Source organism: Rhizobium sp. SEMIA 4085, assembly GCF_013004495.1.
Lineage (GTDB): Bacteria > Pseudomonadota > Alphaproteobacteria > Rhizobiales > Rhizobiaceae > Rhizobium > Rhizobium gallicum.
This window is the reverse complement of sequence record NZ_JABEPH010000067.1, coordinates 1-20647: the sequence shown is the minus strand read 5'-3', so window position 1 is coordinate 20647 and position 20647 is coordinate 1. Positions and strand designations below refer to the sequence as shown.

Here is a 20647-nt window from a genome sequence, read left to right as displayed (position 1 = left end):
CTCCTGCACCGTTCGCTTGACATCGCCGCAATCGAACGCGCCGCCGACCGGATCGCCAAGGCGGATATGATCTATGCCTTCGGTTCGGGTGGAAACTCCTCGATGATCGCCGACGAATTCCAGAACCGCCTCTTCCGCCTAGGGCTGCGCATCACGGCAAGTTCGGACCACAGCATGCAGCTGATGATGGCGGCGGCAGCGCGCGCGGGCGACGTGCTGATCGGCTCGTCCTTTTCGGGGCGCAATGCCGAGCTCGTTCGCGCTTTCGGGCTGGCGCGCGAAGCCAAAGTCACGACGATTGCACTGACGCAGAGCGGAAGTCCGGTGGCAGCGGCGGCAGAGATCGTCGTGCCGATCGATCTGCCGGAAGGAAACAATATATTCCGTCCCACCTCGACCCGCATCGCCTATATCGCAACCGTCGACATCATCGCGAGCCTTGTCGCCTATGCCATCCAGCCGAAGGCGGCGGTAACACTAAGACGTATCAAGCAACAATTGGTCGCCCACCGCGACGGCGACGACCGTCAGCTCCTCGGAGACTGAGGACGTGCAAAAGGAAGGGATGAAGCATGACGCAATCGGTCGCTATCGTGACGGGAGCTGCTGGAGACATCGGCGCTGCAATCGCCGCGAGGCTCGCCGATGACCATGACATCGTCCTGCTTGCCGACATCGACCGGGAGGCGGCCGCAGCCGTTGCCGCCACGCTTTGTCCGCAAAACCGTTTCGTTGCCGTCGGGTGCGACGTCACCAGCGAGGAGAGCGTTTCTCATCTTGCAAGCCGCTGCGCCGAACTTGGACAGTTGCAGACGCTCGTCAACAATGCCGGCGCGGCACGTGCTGTCAGCCTTCATGATACCACGCCTTCCATCTGGCGCATGGATAATGCCCTCAACCTCGAAGCTGCATTCTTATGCTTTCGCGCCGTCGAGGACATGCTGAAGGCCTCGAAAGGATCGGTCATCAACATCGCCTCCGTCAACGGCATGAACGTTTTCGGGCATCCGGCCTATAGCGCGGCGAAGGCGGGGCTTATCCACTTCACGCGGTTGGTGGCCGTCGAATACGGCAAGTTCGGCATCCGCTCCAATGCGGTCGCCCCCGGCACGGTCAGAACCCGGGCCTGGGAAGCGCGCGCGGCTGCCAATCCCAACGTCTTCGAGGAGGCGCGGCGATGGTATCCGCTCCAGCGGGTTGTCGACCCGAAGGATGTGGCCAATGCCGTTGCCTTTTTAGCCGGATCGCAGGCGGCAGCCATCAGCGGGGTTTGTTTGCCCGTGGATTGCGGCCTGACGGCGGGCCAGGCGGAGCTCGCCCGCACCTTCTCGCAATCAGACCATTACTGAAATCCATAAACAAAAGAGAGGAACAGGACATGAAACCGGTTTACTATCGCTTGGAAAACAGCTGGACCCCAAAGGGCGGGCCAAACGGCCAGTTCACCTTCACGCTCTTAAACCTCTCCGAAAGCCCGCTTTCCGGCTTCAAGCTCGTCTATACATCCTTGACGCGGGTGAGCGACCCTGAAGCCTGCGAGAACGCCCAGTTCCTGCGCCGGAACGCGAACTTCCACGAATTCTCGCCGCCTCCGGGGTTCCTTCTTGCGCCCGGCCAGAGCTGGATCTTCACGGTTGCCGGCCTTCATCGCAAGGCGCAGCATTGCACGGATGGGGCAAAATCCGCCTACCTGCCCCTGGTCGACGGCACGCATGTCGAGGTGGCTGTCTCCGATCTGCTTCTTGAAGGCAGTCTGAGCGAGCCGCCGCCGGCGTTGCTGCCGGAGGGCCACCTTGATCTTCCCTTCGCGCTCCAGCCCTGGCCGGCAGAGATCGATGCCAAGCCGGGCGACAGCTTTCCGGTCGTGCTTTATCCGCAGGGCGCACGCTCCGACGAGCTGCTTTCGATCTCGACGGTGATTTCCCTTTCGCGCCGGCTCTTTGAGAGCGACCATTCCGTCTTCAGCCTGGCGCCATCGCCGCAGGGCCGGGCACTGGTCTTCGACCGCCAGGCCTCGCTCGATGCGGAGAGTTACCGGCTAACCTTTGCCTCTGACAAGGTCACGCTTTCCTATCGCGATGCGGCCGGGCTCCAGTATGGCCTGACCTCGCTTGCGCAGTTGCTCAACGGGGCGCGCACGACAAAAGGCAGGTTCCGCTTTCCGATCTCCGGCAGCATCTCCGACAAGCCGCGTTACGGCTGGCGCGGCTGCCATCTCGACGTGTCACGTCAGTTTTATCCGGTTGCCGACGTCAAGCGGCTGATCGATATCCTTGCCTGGTTCAAGCTCAATATCTTTCATTGGCATCTGACCGACGACGAGGCATGGCGGTTGGAAATCAGGGCCTATCCGCAGCTGACCACCACCGGCGTCCTGCGCGGTCCAAACGAGCCGCTGCTGCCGCAGCTCGGCAATGGCGCTGAGCCGGTCGGCGGCTTCTATTCGCAGGGCGATATCCGCGACATCGTCGCCCATGCCCAGGCACTGAATGTCGAAGTCGTGCCGGAGATCGATATTCCCGGTCACAATGCCGCAACGCTGGCCGCCCTCCCGGAACTCACCGATGGCCAGGAGGCACCCGACAGCTATCATTCCGTTCAGGGCTATCCGAACAACGCCTTGAACCCGGCCGTGCCCCTCACCTACGAATTCCTGGAAAAGGTCTTCGACGAGATGGTCGAGCTCTTCCCCTCCTCCTACATTCATGTGGGCGGTGACGAAGTGGCGAACGGTTCATGGCTTGCCTCTCCGCTGGCAAAGGAGCTGATGGCCGAGGAAGGCATTTCCGGCACGTTCGGCCTGCAGTCCTATTTCCTGAAACGGATCAAGGACATGCTGACGGCGCGCGGACGCAAGCTTGCCGGCTGGAACGAGGTGGCCCATGGCGGCGGGGTCGCGGCGAAAGACACGCTGCTGATGGCCTGGGAAAATCCGCAGGTCGGCATCGATCTCGCAAGGGAGGGCTACGACGTCGTCATGACGCCGGGACAGGCTTATTATCTGGACATGGTCCAGGCAGAAGCCTTCCAGGAGCCGGGAGCGAGCTGGGCAGGCACGGTGCCACCGGCACATACCTATGCCTATGAAGCGGAAGGCGAGTTCCCCGAGGATCTCAAGGACAAGATGAAGGGCGTACAGGCCTGCATCTGGTCGGAACACTTCCTGTCGCGCGGCTACTTCAACCGCCTGGTCTTTCCGCGCCTTCCGGCGATCGCCGAAGCGGCATGGACCCCGAAGGCCAAGAAGGACTGGAACCGCTTTGCGGCCATCGTCCCCCTGAGCCCGGCACTCTAGGCCCGAAACGCCAGGACGGTAGCGATGCGGATTGCGGTCGGCGGAATTCACACGGAATGCAGCACATACTCGCCGGTGCTGATGGCGATCGAGGATTTTCGCGTCATGCGCGGAGCAGATCTCCTCGGTTCCGACTATTTCAACTTTCTGAACGCGCAAGGGGTCGACCACCTCCCGCTTCTCCATGCGCGTGCCATTCCGGGCGGACCGGTGTCGCGTGCCGCCTACGAGGAGTTCAAGACGGAGTTCGTCGACCGGCTGCAGGCGTCCACGCCGCTTGACGGTCTCTATCTCGCCATGCACGGCGCAATGAACGTCGAGGGCATGGATGACGCCGAAGGCGACTGGATATCGGCGGCCCGCGCCGTCGTCGGTCCGGACTGCATCGTCGCTGCGAGCTACGATCTGCATGGCAATGTCAGCCAGAAGATCGTCGACCAGCTCGATATTTTCGCGGCCTACCGCACGGCGCCGCATATTGATGTCCGCGAGACCATGGTGCGCGCCTGGTCGATGCTCGTCGACGCGCTGACGAGCGGGAACCGGCCGGGCGTGGCCTGGGCGCCGGTGCCTGTCCTGTGGCCGGGCGAGCGGACTTCGACTGAGGATGAGCCGGCAAAGGGCCTCTACCGACGGCTTGCGGACTTCGACCGCCGCGACGGCGTTCTCGATGCCAATCTGATGATCGGTTATGTCTGGGCCGACGAGCCGCGGGCGACGGCCTGCGCTGTGGTGACGGCGTCGGACAAAGCTGCTGCCGCAAAAGCCGCGGAGGAGATCGCACTTTCCTATTGGAATGCCCGAAAGGATTTTCGTTTCGGGCCGGTAACCGGTCCGCTTGACGACATGCTCGATATCGCAGCAGATACGAAGACTGCGCCGGTCGTGCTTGCGGATTCGGCGGACAATCCGACCGGCGGCGGTGTGGGCGACCGGGCCGATGTCCTAAGCGCGGTTCTTTCCCGCAAGTTCGAAAACACGCTCTTTGCCGGCGTCACCGACCGGCCGGCCGTCGAGGCCTGCTTTGCCGCCGGCAGGGGAGCGATCGTGCCTCTGTCAGTCGGCGGTAGTCTCGATCCGGCGAGCTTGCCCGTTCGTATCGAGGCTGAGGTGATCCTACTCGACGATCCAGGCTGCGAGGCCGAACGCCAGGCGGTGATCCGGACCCGCGGCGTCACGGTGGTTCTTGCTGCCCGCAGGCGCCCCTATCACAGCATCGCGGATTTCGCGCGCCTTGGGCTCGATCCCAGATCGGTTCGGCTGCTTGTCGTGAAATCGGGCTATCTTTCGCCCGAGCTTGCCCCGATTGCCAATCCGAATCTCATGGCACTGACGGAGGGCGTCGTGAACCAGGACATCGAAAGTCTAGCGAGCCATCGCCGAACCCGGCCGATCTTCCCGTTCGACCGCGAATTCGTATACCAACCGCAGGCGCGTCTTTCAGCGCGCTGGCAGGACTGATTATGTTCTATTTTGAGGCCCGGAATGACGGCCACCATCCCGTAGGGATCTGCATCTTGCGGAACGAGGATATAAGGTTCCCGGGGGACCTTTCAGCCTCGTCTGGTGGCAGCACGGCTCCTAGCGATGCCACCGTCGTCTGCTTCAGCCTTCCTGGCCCCTCTCCCCATGGCCGCCAGCCCTCCGGCCGGTTCAAACCACGCACTCTGCCAGGTGAGAGCAGCCGGCGCAGGCGATCCTCCCGTTCGACCGCAATTTCGATTGCCAGCCGCAGGCGCACTTTTCGACGCGCCGGTGGGATTGACATTTCGCATCATCAAATCGCGTGGCGGGCGGCGCATTGCCAGAACGCGCGCCGTGTGACCACCAGATCGTTCCCTTCGTTGATATCCGCATGAACCGCCTTCTTCCCGATGTCTTTCGCAATCCGGCAATCCGCGTCAGCATGATTGCCATCTTTTTGTTCGGGTTTGCGGGGGCGACAACATCACCGTATCAATCCGTCGTCGGTATTCGCGAGCTGGGATTGAGCAACGGTCTTTATTCAGCCCTCATCTTTGCGGCCGCGGCGGTCAATGTCCTCGTGAGCATCCTCCTCGGCAACCTTGCCGACCGTCTCGGCGAATATCGTTCGATGATGCTGGTGGCTGCCAGTTTCGGTATTTTCGGCTATGGCGCGATATATTTCGTTCCGACCCAAACGAGCTTCATCGCCTGCTCGCTTCTGTTGCTACCGATCTATGGTTCGCTCAACTCCCTGCTTTTTGCCCATGTCCGGGCCGCCACCGCGGGAATGCCCAAAAACGAGGTCAACACCGTCAACTCAGGCGTCCGGGCAATGATCTCGCTGTCGTGGGTGCTGGTACCTGGCATGACAGGTGCGCTGCTTTCCACGTCGATGAGCATGCTGCCCGCCTATCTTTTCGCCTGTCTCTCCTGCATATTCTGTTTTGCCCTGATCAGCGCGGTCCTGCCGCGCCAGAAGGGCACGGACAAAGCAGCAACGCATCATCTCTCTCATCTTGCTGCCCTCGCAGAAGTGGTCTCGCCGAGAATCTTCACGCCCTTGATTGCCGTTGCGCTCATTACGAGCACGCTCCATGTCAACGGGGCGATCCTGCCCTTGATCGTCACCGGCGCGGTTCACGGGACGGTAGCCGATGTCGGCATTCTCGTCGGCATCGTTGCCTTCCTCGAGATCATTTTCATCATCGTCTGGGCGCGACTTCTCAGGCAGATGGGTCAGGTCGCAGCACTGGTGACCGGCACCATCATATATGCCGCCTACCTGTTGCTGCTCGGGCTTGCTTCACAGCCCTGGCACGCTTACGCCCTGACAGTCATCAGCGGTATTGGCGCTGCAGCGCTGATCAGCATCCCCATCACCTACCTCCAGGACCTCATTGCAGAGAGGCCAGGTCTTGGCAGCGCCCTGATATCCGTCAACATTTTTCTCAGCGCAGGCGTGAGCGCACTCGTCTTCGCCATTGGCAGTTCCATCACGACCTATTCGGGGACCTCAATTATTGGCGCGCTCTTCGGGCTCGGCGGCATTGGGCTCCTGATATACTGCAGCACCAGACGTTGAGCTGTCTGATGGAGGACTACCGCCGGATGAAGACAGCAGGCGCCTAAGCCCAAGGATAGGCGACGGCCGATCTCCCACCATCTTTCAAAGTCCACAGGTGCGGAACGTTCGAATTCAATGACTATCCGGTGCCTGCATCCACTGGGTTTGGCATGAAGCACATGCCATAGGTCGACATGATCTGGCTGGTCATGACAAAGGATGAGATAGCGATGGCCTTCATCGAAACGCTCCGCAGGTCAGGAAATCCCAACTCATATGCATACCGCAATGACCGGCCTCCGGATGGCTGGCCATCAGATCATAAGCAGCTTGAAGAGCATCGACAAAGCCGAGAGCGGCTTGGTTCCAGCTTCGTGTGCAATCCGCGACCACGGACCATGTCGGCCTCCTCCAGCCGGGCACGGGATATCGCGGTTTTGGTGCTGGCTCCTACTGAATTGCGGAACTATCGGCCTTTTCAAGAGCAATGTAAGCCGCTGCCGTCCATGAGAATCCGAGCCCACCGCATCCTTCCCCGGTTTTCGGATCGAAATATTCGGCAAAGCCTTCGGTCTCGATTGCGCTGATCGTCGATTGGCGCAGTTCCGCTGCAAATCCTGCGTGGCCGTTGCGGTGTAATCCCTCGATCAGGAGCCAGTTGATGATCGCCCAGGCCGGACCGCGCCAATAGCGCTTGGCCTCGAAACTCGCGGAAAGAGGCTCGGTCGTCGGGAAGACGACTTTCATACCCTTGCACCATCTTCGCATTTCGGCGGCTGCAGCGTCGGCTGTCGCCTCGTCAAGGTCGAGCGCAAGAAGCGGAATGAAGCCGGCCTGCGTGGCTGCGACGACATCCTCGCCGGCCAGCAGATCCCGCGAGACGAAACGCGAAAGATGAGAACGCCACTGCGCCTTCAGGGCCTGCCGTGTGCGCTCATTCAGCACTGCAATCTCATCGGCTTCGCCTGCGCGCCCGAGGACAGCTGCCAGATAATGCAGATCTTCACCGGCCTTCAGCAGGATCGCGCTGGTCTGGATATCAGCGATCTTGAACTCGGCCTGTTGCCATTGCTCGACGGGGTCCCAGCCGCAGGCCGCATAGGTATCCAGGAGATGGATGAAGCGGCCATAGTCCTCGTCGCGCGGGCGCATTTGCGGGTTCACATGCCCTATATCTTTTCGCACAACCGGCGTTTCGGTTGTCGTCGCAACACGCGCAAGGGCGACGTCCCAGGCAGGCGAGTTGTCGCTGCCGCTTTCCCAAGGATGCAGCAAGGCGCCGAGACCGGTGCCTTCCGGATCACGCGCGCTGTACCACCACCGGTGCCACTTCAAGGCGGCTTCGTAGAGCGTAAGGGTTCGCTTGTTTTCGACCGAGCCGGTGGCGACCGCTGTTTCGTAAATCTTGCGAAGAGCCATAGCGAAGACCGGTGGCTGCGTGATACCGGAGGTCGGAATGACATGGTTCGTGCGCCAGACGTCGGGGCCGGGGAAATAGCTGTCGCTCGGCTGATGGAACACGATATGGGGGATCATGCCATCGGTCCATTGTCCCTCGGCCAGCCGTTCGAGTTCACGATAGGCGCGGTCGATGTCGTAGGCGGCAAACCCCATGGCGACGAAGGCCGAATCCCAGTTCCACTGAAAAGGATAAAGCCGATCGGTCGGTACCGTGTAGCCGCCGCGGTCATTCGCCGCCAAGATCGCCTTGGCTTCATCGATGTATTTCGTCATTCCATTTACTCCAGATATTTGTCAGGCAGCAGCCGCCAGGTAGGCCTTGCCGCTATCGGGTGCGAGCCAAGAAATGCGCGCGGGATCAGGTTTCAGGCCGATGACGTCGCCGCTTGCAACCTTTTCGGCGGCGGGCAGAATGACGCGAACGGGTTGGTTTTCGATCAATCCCGTCAAAAGAAGATGCGAACCCATTGGCTCGGCGACGCGAACGCGCATTTGAAATCCCTCTGACGGCGGCGCAAGCACCACGGCTTCGCCGCGCAGCCCGAGGATGATCTCGGGCCCGGATTGCGGCGGCACCGAAAAGCGCTCGCTGCCCGCGATCACGTGCCCGTCGGTCACGGGCATGCGGATGAAATTCATCGGCGGATTGCCGATGAAGCCGCCGACGAACCGCGTGGCGGGATGGTTGTAGATGTCGACGGGATGGCCAACCTGCTCGATCTGGCCGTCGTGCATGACGGCGATCCTGTCCGAAAGGCCCATCGCCTCGGTCTGGTCGTGCGTCACATAGATCGTCGTCGTGCCGGAAGACTGCAGGACCGTCTTTAGTTCCGTACGCATTTCCAGGCGCAGCAGCGCATCGAGATTGGAAAGCGGCTCATCCATCAACAGGACCTTCGGCTCGACAGCGAGCGCCCGAGCCACGGCTACGCGCTGGCGTTGGCCGCCCGACAGCTTGTTCGGATAGCGGTCGAGATAGGGCTCTATATGCAGAAGAGCTGCCGCTTTTTTCACCTGCTGGCTGACGCGCGCCTCATCGGCCTTTTGCATCCTGAGGCCGAAGGCGACATTTTCAAAGACGGTCATATGCGGGAAGACGGCGTAGTTCTGGAAGACCATGGCAAGGCCGCGGTCCTTCGGCTGAAGCCCGACTACCGAGCGGTCTCCGATCCGAATGTCGCCGGCACTTTCGGATTCAAGACCGGCGATGATGCGTAGCAGCGTCGTCTTTCCGCAGCCAGAGGGGCCGAGAAGGGAAACGAATTCCCCGTCGTTGACTGTCAGCGAGACCTCCTTCAGCGCCTGGAAGGTCCCGAAGTTCTTCCGGATGCGGTCGATGATGATGTTGGCCATGAAACTGTTCCCGTTACTTGGATGACCCGTTACTTGGATGAAATGCCCCAGATCGCGAAAAGGTAGCGCCTGACCGCGAAGATGAAGACCACGGATGGCAGGATGAGCATGAGGCCGCCCGCAAAGCGGTAATGCATGGGGCTTTCCGCCAGCACGGTCAGCAGATAGGCCGTTAACGTCCGATTTCTGACGGTGAGCACGGACGCGGCGAAAACCTCGTTCCAGGAGATGACGAAGGCAAAGACGGCGGTCGCGGCGATACCTGGAAGGGCGAGAGGAGCGACGATCTTGAAGAATGCCTGGATACGCGAGCACCCGAAGACCCATGCCGCTTCCTCGAGTTCTCTCGGAACGCCAAGAAAGATGCCTTGCGTCACCAGCACGGCGAAGGGAAGGGCAAGGACGGTATGAACGAGCCCGACGCCCGTTACCGTATCGTAGAGGCCGAGACGGATGAAGGAAACGGTGAGCGGCAGAGCAAGGATTGCCAAAGGAAAGGCGCGGGTCAAAAGGACCATCAGCCGAAAGGAATCCTTGCCGTGAAAATTATAGCGTGCCAGCGCATAGCCGGCGGGCGCTCCGAGAAGCAGGGACAGGGCAACCGTGATCGCTGCAGCTCCGAGTGAGTTCAGGAAGGAGCCGAGAACGCCTTCTGTCCTCAGGAAAAGCAGAAAGGGCTCTAAGGAAAGGCCTGTCGGCAGACCGGTCTTCGGCCAGAGGTAGACGGCGCTGCGTCCGCCGAAGGCGCCGAGCGCGACCAGATAGATCGGTGCGAGAACCCAGGCGCAAAGGACGGCGATCCCGCTCCAGAGCAGAATGCGGCGGGACGAGACGAAGTTTGCGGCGCGGGCCGTGCTCATGGAAGACGCTCCGGATCGACCTTGATGGCCTTCAGATAGAACATGGTGGCCGCAAGCGAGACGAGCATGATGAGAACCGCGTAGGCTGCGGCAACGCCATAGTTTTGGTTCTGGTTCTGCCAATTGTAGGCCTCGCCGACGAGCACCGGGAAATTGCGGCCGCCAAGGGCATAGACGACGGCAAAAACCTCGAAGGCCAAAACAGTGCGCAGGATGAGCGCCGACTGCAGCGCCGGCCGGATGAGCGGCAAGGTGATGCGGAAGAAGCGCGTCCACGGACCTGCGCCGAAGATTTCTGCCGCTTCCCGGTATTCCTTCGGCACCTGGTTGAGGCCGGCAACGATGACGACCATGACGATGGCCGTTCCCCGCCATATCTCGGCGGCGGCTATGCCGAGAAAAAGTGGAAACGGCGTCTGGTAGGAAAGCCAGCTCGCCTGCCGTTCTATGATGCCGAGGCCGTAAAGGAAGGAATTGAGATAACCGCTGTTCTGCAGGATCGACAACCAGACGAGACCGGCTGCGAGATCCGAAATGCCGAGCGGAATGGTCCAGATCCACAGGATCGTTTCCCGGCCGGCTGCCACTTTCGCGACCATCGTTCCCATGGCGAGCGCAATGACGATCTGCACCGGCACAACGGCAAGCGTCAGAAGAAACGTGTTTTGTACCGAGCGCGTAAAATTGAGATCGCCCACCATACGCTGGACATTGGTAAGCGAGGGCGTGCCATTGTCGGAGACGGCAAGCCAGATCGTCTGCACAAGCGGCACGACGAACAGCAGCGCCAGGAACGCCACCGAGGGCAAGATCAGCAGATAGGGGATCCACGTGCGGTTGTTCGGCATTGGCTTTGACTTCGTGGCTTTTCGGGAAGCGGCCCGGGCCTAGGCGCCCGGGCCGAAAGGCTTATTCGACCGGGCAGGCTCCGTCGCTCTTGGCGTCCGGCGCCCAGCACGGGGCCTTCGTATCGGCCATCAGCTTTGCAAGCGTTGCGCCTTGCGCCTTCAGGACGTCGCCGACGGCTTCGTTCTGCAGGATGATCCGCTGGAAGCTGTCCATATAGACCTTGTTGAACTCGCCGCCCTTGTCGCCGAGGCCGACGGGAAGCAGCGAAATCAGCGCGTCCGGCGCGGTCTGGGTTGCGTTGACGGCAGCCGCGAGCAAGCCTACTCCAGGATCGATATCGGAAGGAAGCTTGGCGTCGAGCGTCGGAAAGAACCCCACCTTCTGCGCTGTCAGCAATTGCGTATCGGGCATCGTCAGGTGTTCGATGATGGCGATCGCGCCTGCCTTGTCAGGTGCCCCCTTCGGAACGGCGAGGCCGGCGACAACGGGCATGTAACCGCGGCCTTTCGGCCCGGCGGGAGCCGGGAAGACGACATATTGATCAGGCTCGGAGGAGATCGCCTCCTTGAGGCGGGCGACGTGATCCCAGGCGACCATGACTTCGCCGGCAAGCAGCGGCTCCTGCATGAAGTCGTAGTTGGTGGAGTTCGGATTGACGACCGACCAGAGCTCCTTCAGCTTCTCCCACCCGGCTGCAGCATCAGCACTTTGGAAGGGCCGCACGACGCCGCCTGTGAAGGAGGGATAGAAGTAACCCTGGAAAAAGCGGGACATCAGCCCCTTCGGCCCGGCCGGAAAGCCGATCTGCGGCTGGCCGGTGGCTTCCTGCATCTTCTTTCCCCATTCGATCAGTTGATCGTAGGTGAGCTTGTTCACATCCGCGCCCTGGGGAAGATATTGCAGGGCGTCCTTCCTGGCGGCCATGACATAGGTCGCCTGCATCCAGGGGATATATTGCTGGCTGGACTTTCCGAGCTTGCCGAGATCAAGCAGAGGCTGCGGCATGCCTTTCGAGGCGAGCGCCTTGGCGACGTCGTCGAGCGGCTCAAGGCCGTCCTTGTCGGCAAGCGGCGACAGTTCGCCGTGCAAGGCGCCGACAAGGCTGATCGTGTGCGTTCCGGCCTGGCGCTCGGCCTCCATGCGGACCGCAAATTGCGGCGGCTCCTCGACTACGTAGTCGACCGGGCTCTGGACGCCCTTGAGCAGTTCTTCGCGAACCACTGTCGCTTCTGCGATCGGACGAAGTTGCGTGGACAGGAACACCGTGTCGGCAAGCACCGGCGTTGCGGCCAAAAGGACGGTCGATGCCAGAATTCCAAGTGACGCTAGATGTTTCATTTTCTCCTCCTCTTTGGTTCTTCTCTATGCATTTGGCAGTGCACGCCGATGGCTCCCGCGGTCGACGAATTCGATCGGGTGCAGTTCCTGAAGTTCTTCCGAAGGCTCGCCGGCGATGGCGCGAAGCAGCAGCGAGGCAAAGCTGCGGCCCAGGTTCTCGCCCGCCATGCGCATGGTGGAAAGCGGTGGGCTGGTATAGGCACCGGTGGGAAGATCGTCATGGCCGACGATGCTGATCGTCTCCCCGCCCTCAATCTCACGGAGCGCCCGCAGGGCGCCGATCGCCATTTCGTCTGTCGCGCAGACGATCGCGGTTGGCCGGCGTGGATGGCGCAGCAATTCCAGCGCCGCCAGGTATCCACCCTGCTCGGTCGGCGCGCCTTCGGCGCAAAGTTCGCTCGAAAGGCCGCTTTCTTCCATGGCTGCCTGCCAGCCCATGCAGCGGACATGGGCAAAATAATAATCCTGGGGGCCGGCAATGTGAGCGATCCGCCGATGACCATCGGCATGAAAGCGAAGGCTTGCCGCTTGAAACCCGGCAAAGCCGTCGCCGTCGAGATAGGGATGCGGCAACGCCGACTCGGTCCGTCCATTGGTGACGAACGGAACGCCCCGCGCCTGCAGAAATTCCACGCGCTCGTCCCTGCGTTTCGTGCGAACGAGCAGCATGGCGTCGACCCTTTGCCCGTCGACGAAACGGCGGCACATGTCGAGCTCGCTCTCGCCGCGCGGCACAGGGGCAATCACGAGGTTAAGGCCGGCGGTCGCAAGATGTTCTGCGCAGCCGGAGAGCATATCGAGAAAGTGCGGCGGGCCGATATGGCCCGGATCGCTCGGGAGTGTCACGGCGACAAGTTCGGCGCGCTGTTTGCGAAGGCGTCGTGCAGAAGCATTGGGGCGATAACCCGTGAGCGCTGCCGCTTCCCGTACGCGTTCGCGGGTTGCCGGCGAGACGTCCGGATAGCCGTCAAGGGCGCGCGATACCGTGGTGATCGACAGGCCGAGCGACTGGGCCAACTGTTTTAAATTGGACACTGCGTACCTCCCAGATACAGGGTCAATATGAACCAAAACGTTTTGGAGATCAAGCCAAAACGTTTTGGAAAGGGACAGCCAGCAGAAGCCCTGAGCGCTCGTCGGCCGCCAGACGGGTAAGACCAAGATCTTTGCAATATCGACCGGTCAAGCTCAGCCGCGCTGTCAGCACTGCGGAGAAAATTTACGCAAGGACGAGGAATGGATCTGCGCGATCGGAGCCGGCCCCGCAACCGCCCCAGTCACGCGCTCTCTCGCACGATGAACCGCCAAGGTGTATAGAACGCCTTCGCTTCCAAGGGCTTCTGCGCGGAGAGACTGTCAATGAGGTGCTGGCCAGCTTCAAGTAGCGAAAGCCATTCCGGGCCGATGGTCGTCAAGCGGGGATTGCAGTAAAAGCCCTCCTCGGCATTGCCACACCCTACGACGGCAATTTCGCTGGGCACCTGAATGCCGAGGCGAGCAAACTCCTCGATCAGTGTCACAGCCGTGTAGTCGGAGTCGAGCAAGACCGCTGTCGGCCGCTTTGCCATTTCAGCGATATTTCGCGCGCACCCAGCGGTAGCCTCACGCGCATCTGCGCCCACCATTGTGGTAATCAGCACTGACAGACCTGACCTCACCGCACGCGCCTTCAGCGCAGAAATTCGCGGATTGTGCTGCATTTCGGCGTTTTGAATGTAGGCGAAATCGCGATGTCCTTTGTGCAGAAGATCGTCGAAAGCACACTCAAGCGCGTCGATCAAGCCGCTGTTAAGAACAGAATAGGATCGCGGTTGTGCTGTGGGATGGATGACGAGACAGGGTCGATTGAATGGCGCAAATGTCTGCTCGACCTGCTCTTCGGTGAGAAAACCGACTTCAGCGATCACACCATCGGCAAGACCCGCTTCAACCTCCCCCAGGATCTTCTGGACTGCACCGATCGTGGAGCCCGTCAAGACAATCGGCAGCAATCCCTGCTGCGCAGCCACCGATCCGAGATCGTGAACCATCTTGTCGGCATAGGGTATTCCGAGCTTCGGCAGGACAATGCAAATGCGTTCACTCTGCTGGCGACGCAAATGGCGGGCGGTTTTGTTCTGGATGTACCCCAGTTCTTCGACGGCGGCGCGGATGCGCTCGCGTGCTTCCGGTCCAACGCGCTTTAAATGTTCCTGGCGGCTGCTGAAATAGAAGGAAACGGCGGCCGTGGATACGTCGGCAAGTCGAGCAACGTCGGCAACGGTCGCGGATCGTTCGGTTCTGGCCGCCAGCCTTTCGCCGTCACGCATGTTTTCACTGCTCATTCAAGTCGCCGTAATCCTAGGACATCTCTCGCCGGCCGCAACGATGCGCTTCAGAAGCCGCTCGCGCAGCCGCTTCCTTATATCCTCATAGCCATCCCGGCCACAGAGATCTTCCAGCTCGTAAGGGTCGTTTTCAAGGTCGTAGAGATGTGTCTCGACATAGTGGGCGCTCGCCATGTCGTTCCAACCGCTGAGATCCGGTGCGGTGACCTCGTATTTCCATCTTCGCGTCCGCAGTGCCCTGCCCACATGATGCTCGCTGATCTGCACAAGCACGTCTTCTTCGCCAGCACCCTGTTGATCGAGGATTGACCTTCCCTGCATTAAAGCGGGCACCTGCAATCCGGCCGCCGCAAGAAGTGTTGGCGGCAGGTCGATCAGGCTGACCAGACCCTGATGGCCTCCCCGCCCCATGAACCCGGGCCCATGAAAGAAAGTCGGCACCCGTATCGACGCCTCGTGACACGAGCGCTTGTATTCGTTGTTGCGTGTCTTGAAATGACAGCCGTGGTCCGAGGTGAAGAGAATGATCGTGTTTTCGAGCTGGCCGAGGCTTGTCAATGCATCCGTCAGTCGTCCAAGCGCCTCGTCCAGGCGCTGGATCATTCCGAGATAGCCCGCATAGTGCTCACTCGAGGATCCGCCAAGGGCCGCAAGATCAGGCGGCAATTCCATTTGTTTTCGAATCCGCTCCTCGTAGCCGATCGGCGCAGGATAGCTGTCGAATTCATTCTGCTGGTGCGGCTCGATGAAGGACAGGAAAAGAAAGTATGGCTTTTCACGGTCGGCCGCCACAAAGCGGATCGCTGCGTCAGTCAGGGCGTCGACACGGTAGCCGGGAAGCCTGACGCGCTCGTCCTTGCCGTTGAAGACGACTGTATCGTAGGCATATGACGTGAATTCGAGAATGTTGGACGCCAGCCAATATTGGTAGCCGCCGCGTTCAGACGCAGGCACCGGCTCGCTGCCTGAAAGATGCCATTTGCCGATATAGCCGGTCTCGTAGCCCCCTTGGCGGAACCAGTGTGCGAGCGTCTTCTGGCCACTCGGCAAGGGAATGCTGTTGCGGAAGCATCCCGTCGTCGTGGGGTAAAGGCCCGTCTGCAGCGCCGAGCGCGCCGGTCCGCACACCGGCTGGCAGGTGAAAGAATTCGGCACGAACATCCCGGCTTCGGCAAGGCGGTCGAAATTTGGCGTCAGCTTCATTGGATGACCGTGAAGCCCGACCGTATCCCAGCGTTGTTGGTCGGTGAAAAAGACGATGACGTTGGGAGAAGCACTCATTATCTACCTTTCCATGGCTTATTTCATTCCGGACATCATCACCGAGCGCACGAAATAGCGTTGCATGAACACAAACAGCAGGAGGCTGGGGAGAAACAGGATCACCCCGCCCGTTGCCGTCAGATTCCATTGTGTGAAGAACTCCGAATTGAACAACGTCAGCCCTGTCGTAATCGGCCGCATCTCGACCGAGCTTACAACCACCAAGGGCCAGAGAAATTCATTGAACTGGAACACGAAGGTCAGCAGGCCAAGCGTTGCCATCGGTGCGCCAAGCTGCGGCAAGACAACCGATCGATAAATGCGCCACTCCGAGGCACCGTCGAGACGCGCAGCATCAAGAAGGTCGCTCGGAATTGGCCGGATAAATTGCCGCATGAGGAAAATTCCGTAGGCGCTCATGGCGAACGGCATGATGAGACCCTGATAGGTATTCAGCCAGCCCATTTTTGCGGTCAGAATGTAAAGCGGGATCATCCGGATGAAGAAGGGCAGCATCAGCGTGGAGAGCAGTGCTGCAAACATTGCCCGCTTTCCCGGAAACTCCATCTTTGCAAACACGTAGCCGACGAGCGGATCGAAGAAGAGGTGGAGCGCAGTTATGCCGCCGGCGATGATGAAACTGTTGAGTATGAACCGGGCAAACGGCGCCTTCTCCCAGATTGCCACGTAGTTCGAAAACTGCAGCACCGAGGGGACCAGCATCGGCACGCCGCTGAAGAGATCGGCGTCAGTCTGCAGCGATAGAGAGATCATGTACAAGAATGGAAAGAGCGCAAGGATGACAAAGAACCCGAGGGTGCCGTAGACGGCAAAGACGGCAAGTGGGGCGCGGTGGGAGGAGCCGGTCGACATCAGTAGACCACCTCCCGGTTCAGGAATCGAAATTGCACGAACGTGATTGCCAGGATCGCAATGAACATCAGGAACGAGAGCGCCGATGCGTATCCGATGTTTAGCTCCAGGAATGCCACCTCGTAGACATGCAATGCGTAAAGACGGGTCGCCTCTGCTGGACCGCCGCCCGTTAGCAGATAGGGTGCAGAAAGATCCTGAAGGTGTGCGATCATGCTGATAACGGCAAGAAAGAGTGTCGTCGGCATCAGCAACGGAATTGTAATTCGCCTGAACCGTTGAGCGGGCGAGGCGCCATCGACCTCGGCAGCCTCGTAGAGCTCCTTGGGAATGCCCTGGATGGCGGCGATGTAGATCAGCATCGCGTAGCCGATGTCCTTCCATACGGTGATCGCGATGATTGTCGGAAGGGCTGTCGATGGTGTGCTCAGCCAGTTCTGCGTGGGAAGGTCCAGAAAAGAGAGCAAGACGTTCAGCATGCCGGTATAGGGATCGAGCAGGCTCTTCCACATCAGGGCAACGATCACGAAGGAGATTATATAGGGGAAGAAGATGATGGCGCGAATGGTCGTAGCGGCCTTGATTGGGCCGCTGAGAATGGCCGCCAGAAAGAGCGCCGGCACCAAGGTGCAGAATGTTCCCAGAGTCGCGAACACGATGGTGCGGCCGAAGGCAGCGCGCACACGGGGGTCCATCAGAGCCTGGCGATAATTCTCAAAGCCTGCAAATTCAGATTGGCCGATGAGCGGCTGCCCGCGAAAGAAGCTGGCCCAGAGCTCCACCCCGATCGGATAGAAGAAATAGACCAGGAAGTATGCGATTGCAGGCAGCAGAACGATGTAGGCGAATCCGGCCTCCCGGGCCTTGCGGCTGTTAAGCAGCCTCATGCCGACGACCTCCGTCAGAACAATGATTGCGGACGGCAGTGACGACGCCAAAACGCGCAGCCGCTGCTCTTTGTTACTTATGCCCGAGTGCGGCGTTTGCCCGGCCCGCATAGTCGGAGAGAACCTCCTGCGCAGGCTTGTCGTTATAGAGGATGTCCTGGATGGCCGCCTTGAAAAGATCCTGTACGGCAGCATTCTTGCCGGTCAGCGAAAGCTTGGCGGATGAATCTACGGCGTAAGGCAGGCATTGGCTGAATTTTCCGAGCACAGGATCTGCCTTGACTTTCGGATCCGCAGCCCAGGATTTGCGCGGCATGGTCATGCCGTTGGGCAACGAGGCTGCAAGTTCCGTCTCAAGCGTAACGAACCGTTTGAGCAGGTCCCACGCTTCGGCTGGATGCTTGGCCGTCTTGGGGATGAAAAGGCTCACGCCACCGGACATCGTCGCCTGCTGCTTTTCCGTCAGCGACGGTGCGACGTCCCAGTTCAGTTTGGGATTGCCCGTTTTGATCGGGCTGACGTCCCATGGACCCGTTAGGATCATCGCAGCCCGGCCAGCCGTAAAGAGCTTCTGCGGGCCTTCGTAGTCGGCACCCGCCACCGGCAAAGGTGCGGCTTTGTCCTTGTGGATGAGGTCGGCCACAAACTGGATCGCCTGTGCGGACTGCGGGCTGTCGAAAGCGACCTTGTTAGCCGCCGAGTCATATAAAGCGCCGCCATTCTGGTAAATCCATGGCGTGTAGTATGTTGCAACCTGGTTGGGAGCAAATCCGAATTTTCCACGCTTGCTGGTTGCAATCGCGACCTTGCGGAATTCCTGCCAATTGGTCGGCGGCTTGTGGAAGCCGGCTTCCTTCAACATGTCCACATTATAGACCAGCGTCGCACAGGTCAGGTGTAATTGGATGCCATAGTACTTGCCGTCGATCGTGTTCCGGTCGACCGAGAAATCCTGCCAGTCCTGTGGATAACCCAAGTCTTTGCCGTCTTTTGCGACAAAGTCGTTGAGCGGCGTAATCATGCCCTGCAAAGCGAATTCGGGTACCCAGCCACCAGGTTCGGCAACGAGGTCCGGCGCATTTCCAACCGAAAGGTCGGCCACCAGCTTGGTGCGCATGTCCGGCCATTGGAAGCGACCCCATTCGACCGTCCAGCCGGGGTGGTCTGACTCGAATTTTTTGATGACGTCGGCATAGGCTTGGTAGGCATGGCCAGCGTTCCAATAAACCTTAAGCGTTTCGGCCCGAGCAGCGCCTCCAACTCCATACAGGCACAACGCAACGGCAATGCAACGGCTCAATCGATCGGCAAGTTTCATGGGTCTTCTCCCAAAGACAACTCAGAAACCGGCGCATTCATCACCGGATCCCTCCTCAAGGCCCGATGAAACCGGTAGGTTAATGGATTAACCTACCGGGCTTTTCAAGTCAATCGAAGTCCCGATCAAATGTCAAAAGCGACCCGGAAGCCAATATGTCCGGTCGTCGAGTCACCGGTGCTGCCCATGCGAGCAGCGATGCGGTATCGGTGGCAATAGGATGCATGGCAGAGGTAGGAGCCGCCTTTGAGAACGCGGCGGCTTTCCTGCAAAGCCGTGGCGTTTAGAGACTGCGAGGTCTTGCGCAAGGACCTCACGCGAAACGCGTCCGCGGTCCATTCCCAGCAGTTCCCGGCCATATTATACAGTCCAAATCCGTTGGGCTCGAACGAGACCGAGGGTGCGAGCCCCTCGTAACCGTCTACCCCGCTATCGAATTCCGGAAACCGCCCCTGCCAGATATTACAGGGGGTAAAGTCATCATCCGGATGGCGGTCGCCCCACGGGTAGATCGCGCCGCTAAGTCCGCCCTTGGCTGCGTGTTCCCATTCGGCTTCGCTCGGAAGCCGTCCGCCCACCCAAGCGGCAAATTGGGCCGCGTCCCGCCATGAGATGTGAACGACAGGATGATCCTTGAATGCCTCGAGATTGGAACAGGGCCCAAATGGCGCGCGCCAGCATGCGCCCTCGACCCGCCGCCACCATTCAGCGCCGACGACGCCTGAGGTCGCAAGCTTGGGAGCGACGTGCCGATAAAACACATAGGACCAACCCAACTGCTCGGCCTCGGTGATATAACCCGTGGCCGCAATGAAATCGGCGAACTGCGAATGGCTGACAGCTGCCTTGGCCAACAGGAACGGCTTGAGCCGCAGCTTCCGGGCAGGGCCTTCCCCGTCCGCCGTCAGGTATGGCCTGTCTGTCCCGACCTGCACGAGCCCACCTGGAATTTGTGCCTTATCGACAAATACCGGAGAAAGAGCTCGACGCACGGGCGCCCTCATCGGCGGATCGGCCTCGGACATGTTGGATAATTCGCTCGGGTGGCAGCAGCTCTTCATGGTGTCATTCGTTGGTTGCCGGCGATTGGCAGGTTTCAGTCCAAGATACAATAAGTTCTACGAACGTTGCGCAATGGGTTTTGCTCAACATGAAGACCAGCTGGCTGCCGGACGAGGGCGTCGATAAAGAGGTTGATGTCGAAGAGAAAGCCGCCTTTCTCAGTCCGCAAGCGGCTTTCGAGCCTTTTTCAAATTGCTAGACCTCTTCAGGAAGTGGCGAAGAAGCGACATATGCCGTCGGTCACCTCAGAAATTTGCAACAAACGCTCCGGGTCGACGTTAGGTGTATTAAAGGCAACTCTGAGGCGACCCATGGTCTACAAGCGGTACGGTTTAGAGGAGAATTCTGACGGCACGTGGCATGTCATCGACTACCACGAAGGTAGAACGGCAGAGATGCACGGAACGATTCTCAATCGGTTGCCCCACGATGTCGCGACTGACCTCATGATCATCCTGAATGCCGAAGAAAAGAGAAAGGCCGAGGCCGGGCCTCAGCACGCAAAGATTCACCTCATGGCAACCGGGCGTTATGGCCGTCGCAGGAACCTGAATGACTACTGGGCGGTGGTCGATGCAGTGACCGGACAGGCGGTCGTTATCGACGGGGTGGTCATGGATATGCTCACTGAAGAGGATGCCGAGGAGTTGGTCGAGCGTCTGAACCTTAAGGATGAGGAAGGAAGACCGTTCAGTCGTCCCTGACATTGCCGCTCAGATGGGGACTCCTA

At 60.0% G+C, this 20647-nt stretch carries 18 protein-coding genes and 1 pseudogene; 6 read left to right on the top strand and 13 right to left on the bottom strand.

All coding sequences use genetic code 11. From position 1 onward, the window contains the following. The 5 genes from C9413_RS09710 to C9413_RS09690 all read left to right on the top strand — a co-directional run. A partial coding sequence (locus C9413_RS09710; RefSeq protein WP_170250406.1) for a MurR/RpiR family transcriptional regulator occupies positions 1-546 on the top strand: 546 nt, incomplete at its 5' end. Between the two features lie 26 nt (positions 547-572). After that, positions 573-1349 carry an SDR family oxidoreductase gene (locus C9413_RS09705; protein ID WP_040115894.1) on the top strand — a complete coding sequence of 259 codons (777 nt, stop codon included), beginning with the start codon at positions 573-575 and terminating at the stop codon, positions 1347-1349. Positions 1350-1378: 29 nt separating this feature from the next. After that, a complete protein-coding gene (locus C9413_RS09700; RefSeq protein WP_170250405.1) occupies positions 1379-3295 on the top strand; it encodes a beta-N-acetylhexosaminidase in 1917 nt (638 codons plus the stop codon). Positions 3296-3319: 24 nt separating this feature from the next. Further along, positions 3320-4756, top strand: coding sequence for a M81 family metallopeptidase (locus tag C9413_RS09695; protein ID WP_040115896.1), 1437 nt, complete (start codon positions 3320-3322; stop codon positions 4754-4756). A 394-nt stretch (positions 4757-5150) separates the two neighbouring features. Then, positions 5151-6344 (top strand): MFS transporter, encoded by a 1194-nt coding sequence (locus tag C9413_RS09690; protein WP_040116655.1) that lies wholly within the window; start codon positions 5151-5153, stop codon positions 6342-6344. Positions 6345-6458: 114 nt separating this feature from the next. Here C9413_RS09690 and C9413_RS09685 read toward each other — a convergent pair. The 13 genes and pseudogenes from C9413_RS09685 to C9413_RS09625 all read right to left on the bottom strand — a co-directional run bounded on the left by C9413_RS09685 (position 6459) and on the right by C9413_RS09625 (position 19859). Next, positions 6459-6719, bottom strand: a pseudogene (locus C9413_RS09685) (type II toxin-antitoxin system RelE/ParE family toxin). A 57-nt stretch (positions 6720-6776) separates the two neighbouring features. Then, the gene (locus C9413_RS09680; RefSeq protein WP_170250404.1) at positions 6777-8060 is read right to left on the bottom strand and encodes a trehalase family glycosidase; all 1284 of its coding nucleotides are present in this window, start codon (positions 8058-8060) and stop codon (positions 6777-6779) included. 21 nt (positions 8061-8081) lie between these two features. Further along, the gene (locus C9413_RS09675) at positions 8082-9140 is read right to left on the bottom strand and encodes an ABC transporter ATP-binding protein (protein ID WP_040115898.1); all 1059 of its coding nucleotides are present in this window, start codon (positions 9138-9140) and stop codon (positions 8082-8084) included. A 29-nt stretch (positions 9141-9169) separates the two neighbouring features. After that, the gene (locus C9413_RS09670) at positions 9170-10000 is read right to left on the bottom strand and encodes a carbohydrate ABC transporter permease (RefSeq protein ID WP_040115899.1); all 831 of its coding nucleotides are present in this window, start codon (positions 9998-10000) and stop codon (positions 9170-9172) included. Continuing rightward, positions 9997-10848: a sugar ABC transporter permease gene (locus C9413_RS09665; RefSeq protein WP_040115900.1), complete on the bottom strand. Its 852-nt coding sequence runs from the start codon at positions 10846-10848 to the stop codon at positions 9997-9999. Before C9413_RS09665 ends, C9413_RS09670 begins: the two co-directional genes overlap by 4 nt. Positions 10849-10909: 61 nt before the next feature. After that, the gene (locus C9413_RS09660; protein ID WP_040115901.1) at positions 10910-12187 is read right to left on the bottom strand and encodes an ABC transporter substrate-binding protein; all 1278 of its coding nucleotides are present in this window, start codon (positions 12185-12187) and stop codon (positions 10910-10912) included. Positions 12188-12211: 24 nt separating this feature from the next. After that, complete coding sequence (locus tag C9413_RS09655) at positions 12212-13222, bottom strand: substrate-binding domain-containing protein (RefSeq protein ID WP_040115902.1); 1011 nt, start codon at positions 13220-13222, stop codon at positions 12212-12214. Between the two features lie 242 nt (positions 13223-13464). Further along, positions 13465-14511, bottom strand: a complete 1047-nt coding sequence (locus C9413_RS09650) for a LacI family DNA-binding transcriptional regulator (RefSeq protein ID WP_170250403.1) — start codon at positions 14509-14511, stop codon at positions 13465-13467. After that, positions 14512-15795 carry a sulfatase-like hydrolase/transferase gene (locus tag C9413_RS09645; RefSeq protein WP_040115903.1) on the bottom strand — a complete coding sequence of 428 codons (1284 nt, stop codon included), beginning with the start codon at positions 15793-15795 and terminating at the stop codon, positions 14512-14514. An 18-nt stretch (positions 15796-15813) separates the two neighbouring features. Beyond that, positions 15814-16650, bottom strand: coding sequence for a carbohydrate ABC transporter permease (locus C9413_RS09640; RefSeq protein ID WP_040115904.1), 837 nt, complete (start codon positions 16648-16650; stop codon positions 15814-15816). Beyond that, entirely contained in the window at positions 16650-17537 is an 888-nt protein-coding gene (locus C9413_RS09635) for a sugar ABC transporter permease (RefSeq protein ID WP_040116657.1), read from the bottom strand. The genes C9413_RS09640 and C9413_RS09635 overlap by 1 nt, the downstream gene beginning before the upstream one ends. 73 nt (positions 17538-17610) lie before the next feature. Further along, positions 17611-18855: a sugar ABC transporter substrate-binding protein gene (locus tag C9413_RS09630; RefSeq protein ID WP_040115905.1), complete on the bottom strand. Its 1245-nt coding sequence runs from the start codon at positions 18853-18855 to the stop codon at positions 17611-17613. Positions 18856-18980: 125 nt separating this feature from the next. Beyond that, positions 18981-19859, bottom strand: a complete 879-nt coding sequence (locus tag C9413_RS09625) for a formylglycine-generating enzyme family protein (protein ID WP_170250407.1) — start codon at positions 19857-19859, stop codon at positions 18981-18983. A 369-nt stretch (positions 19860-20228) separates the two neighbouring features. On the opposite strand from C9413_RS09625, the gene C9413_RS34430 reads away from it, so the two are divergent. Beyond that, entirely contained in the window at positions 20229-20621 is a 393-nt protein-coding gene (locus C9413_RS34430; protein ID WP_318299966.1) for a hypothetical protein, read from the top strand. Positions 20622-20647: the final 26 nt, after the last annotated feature.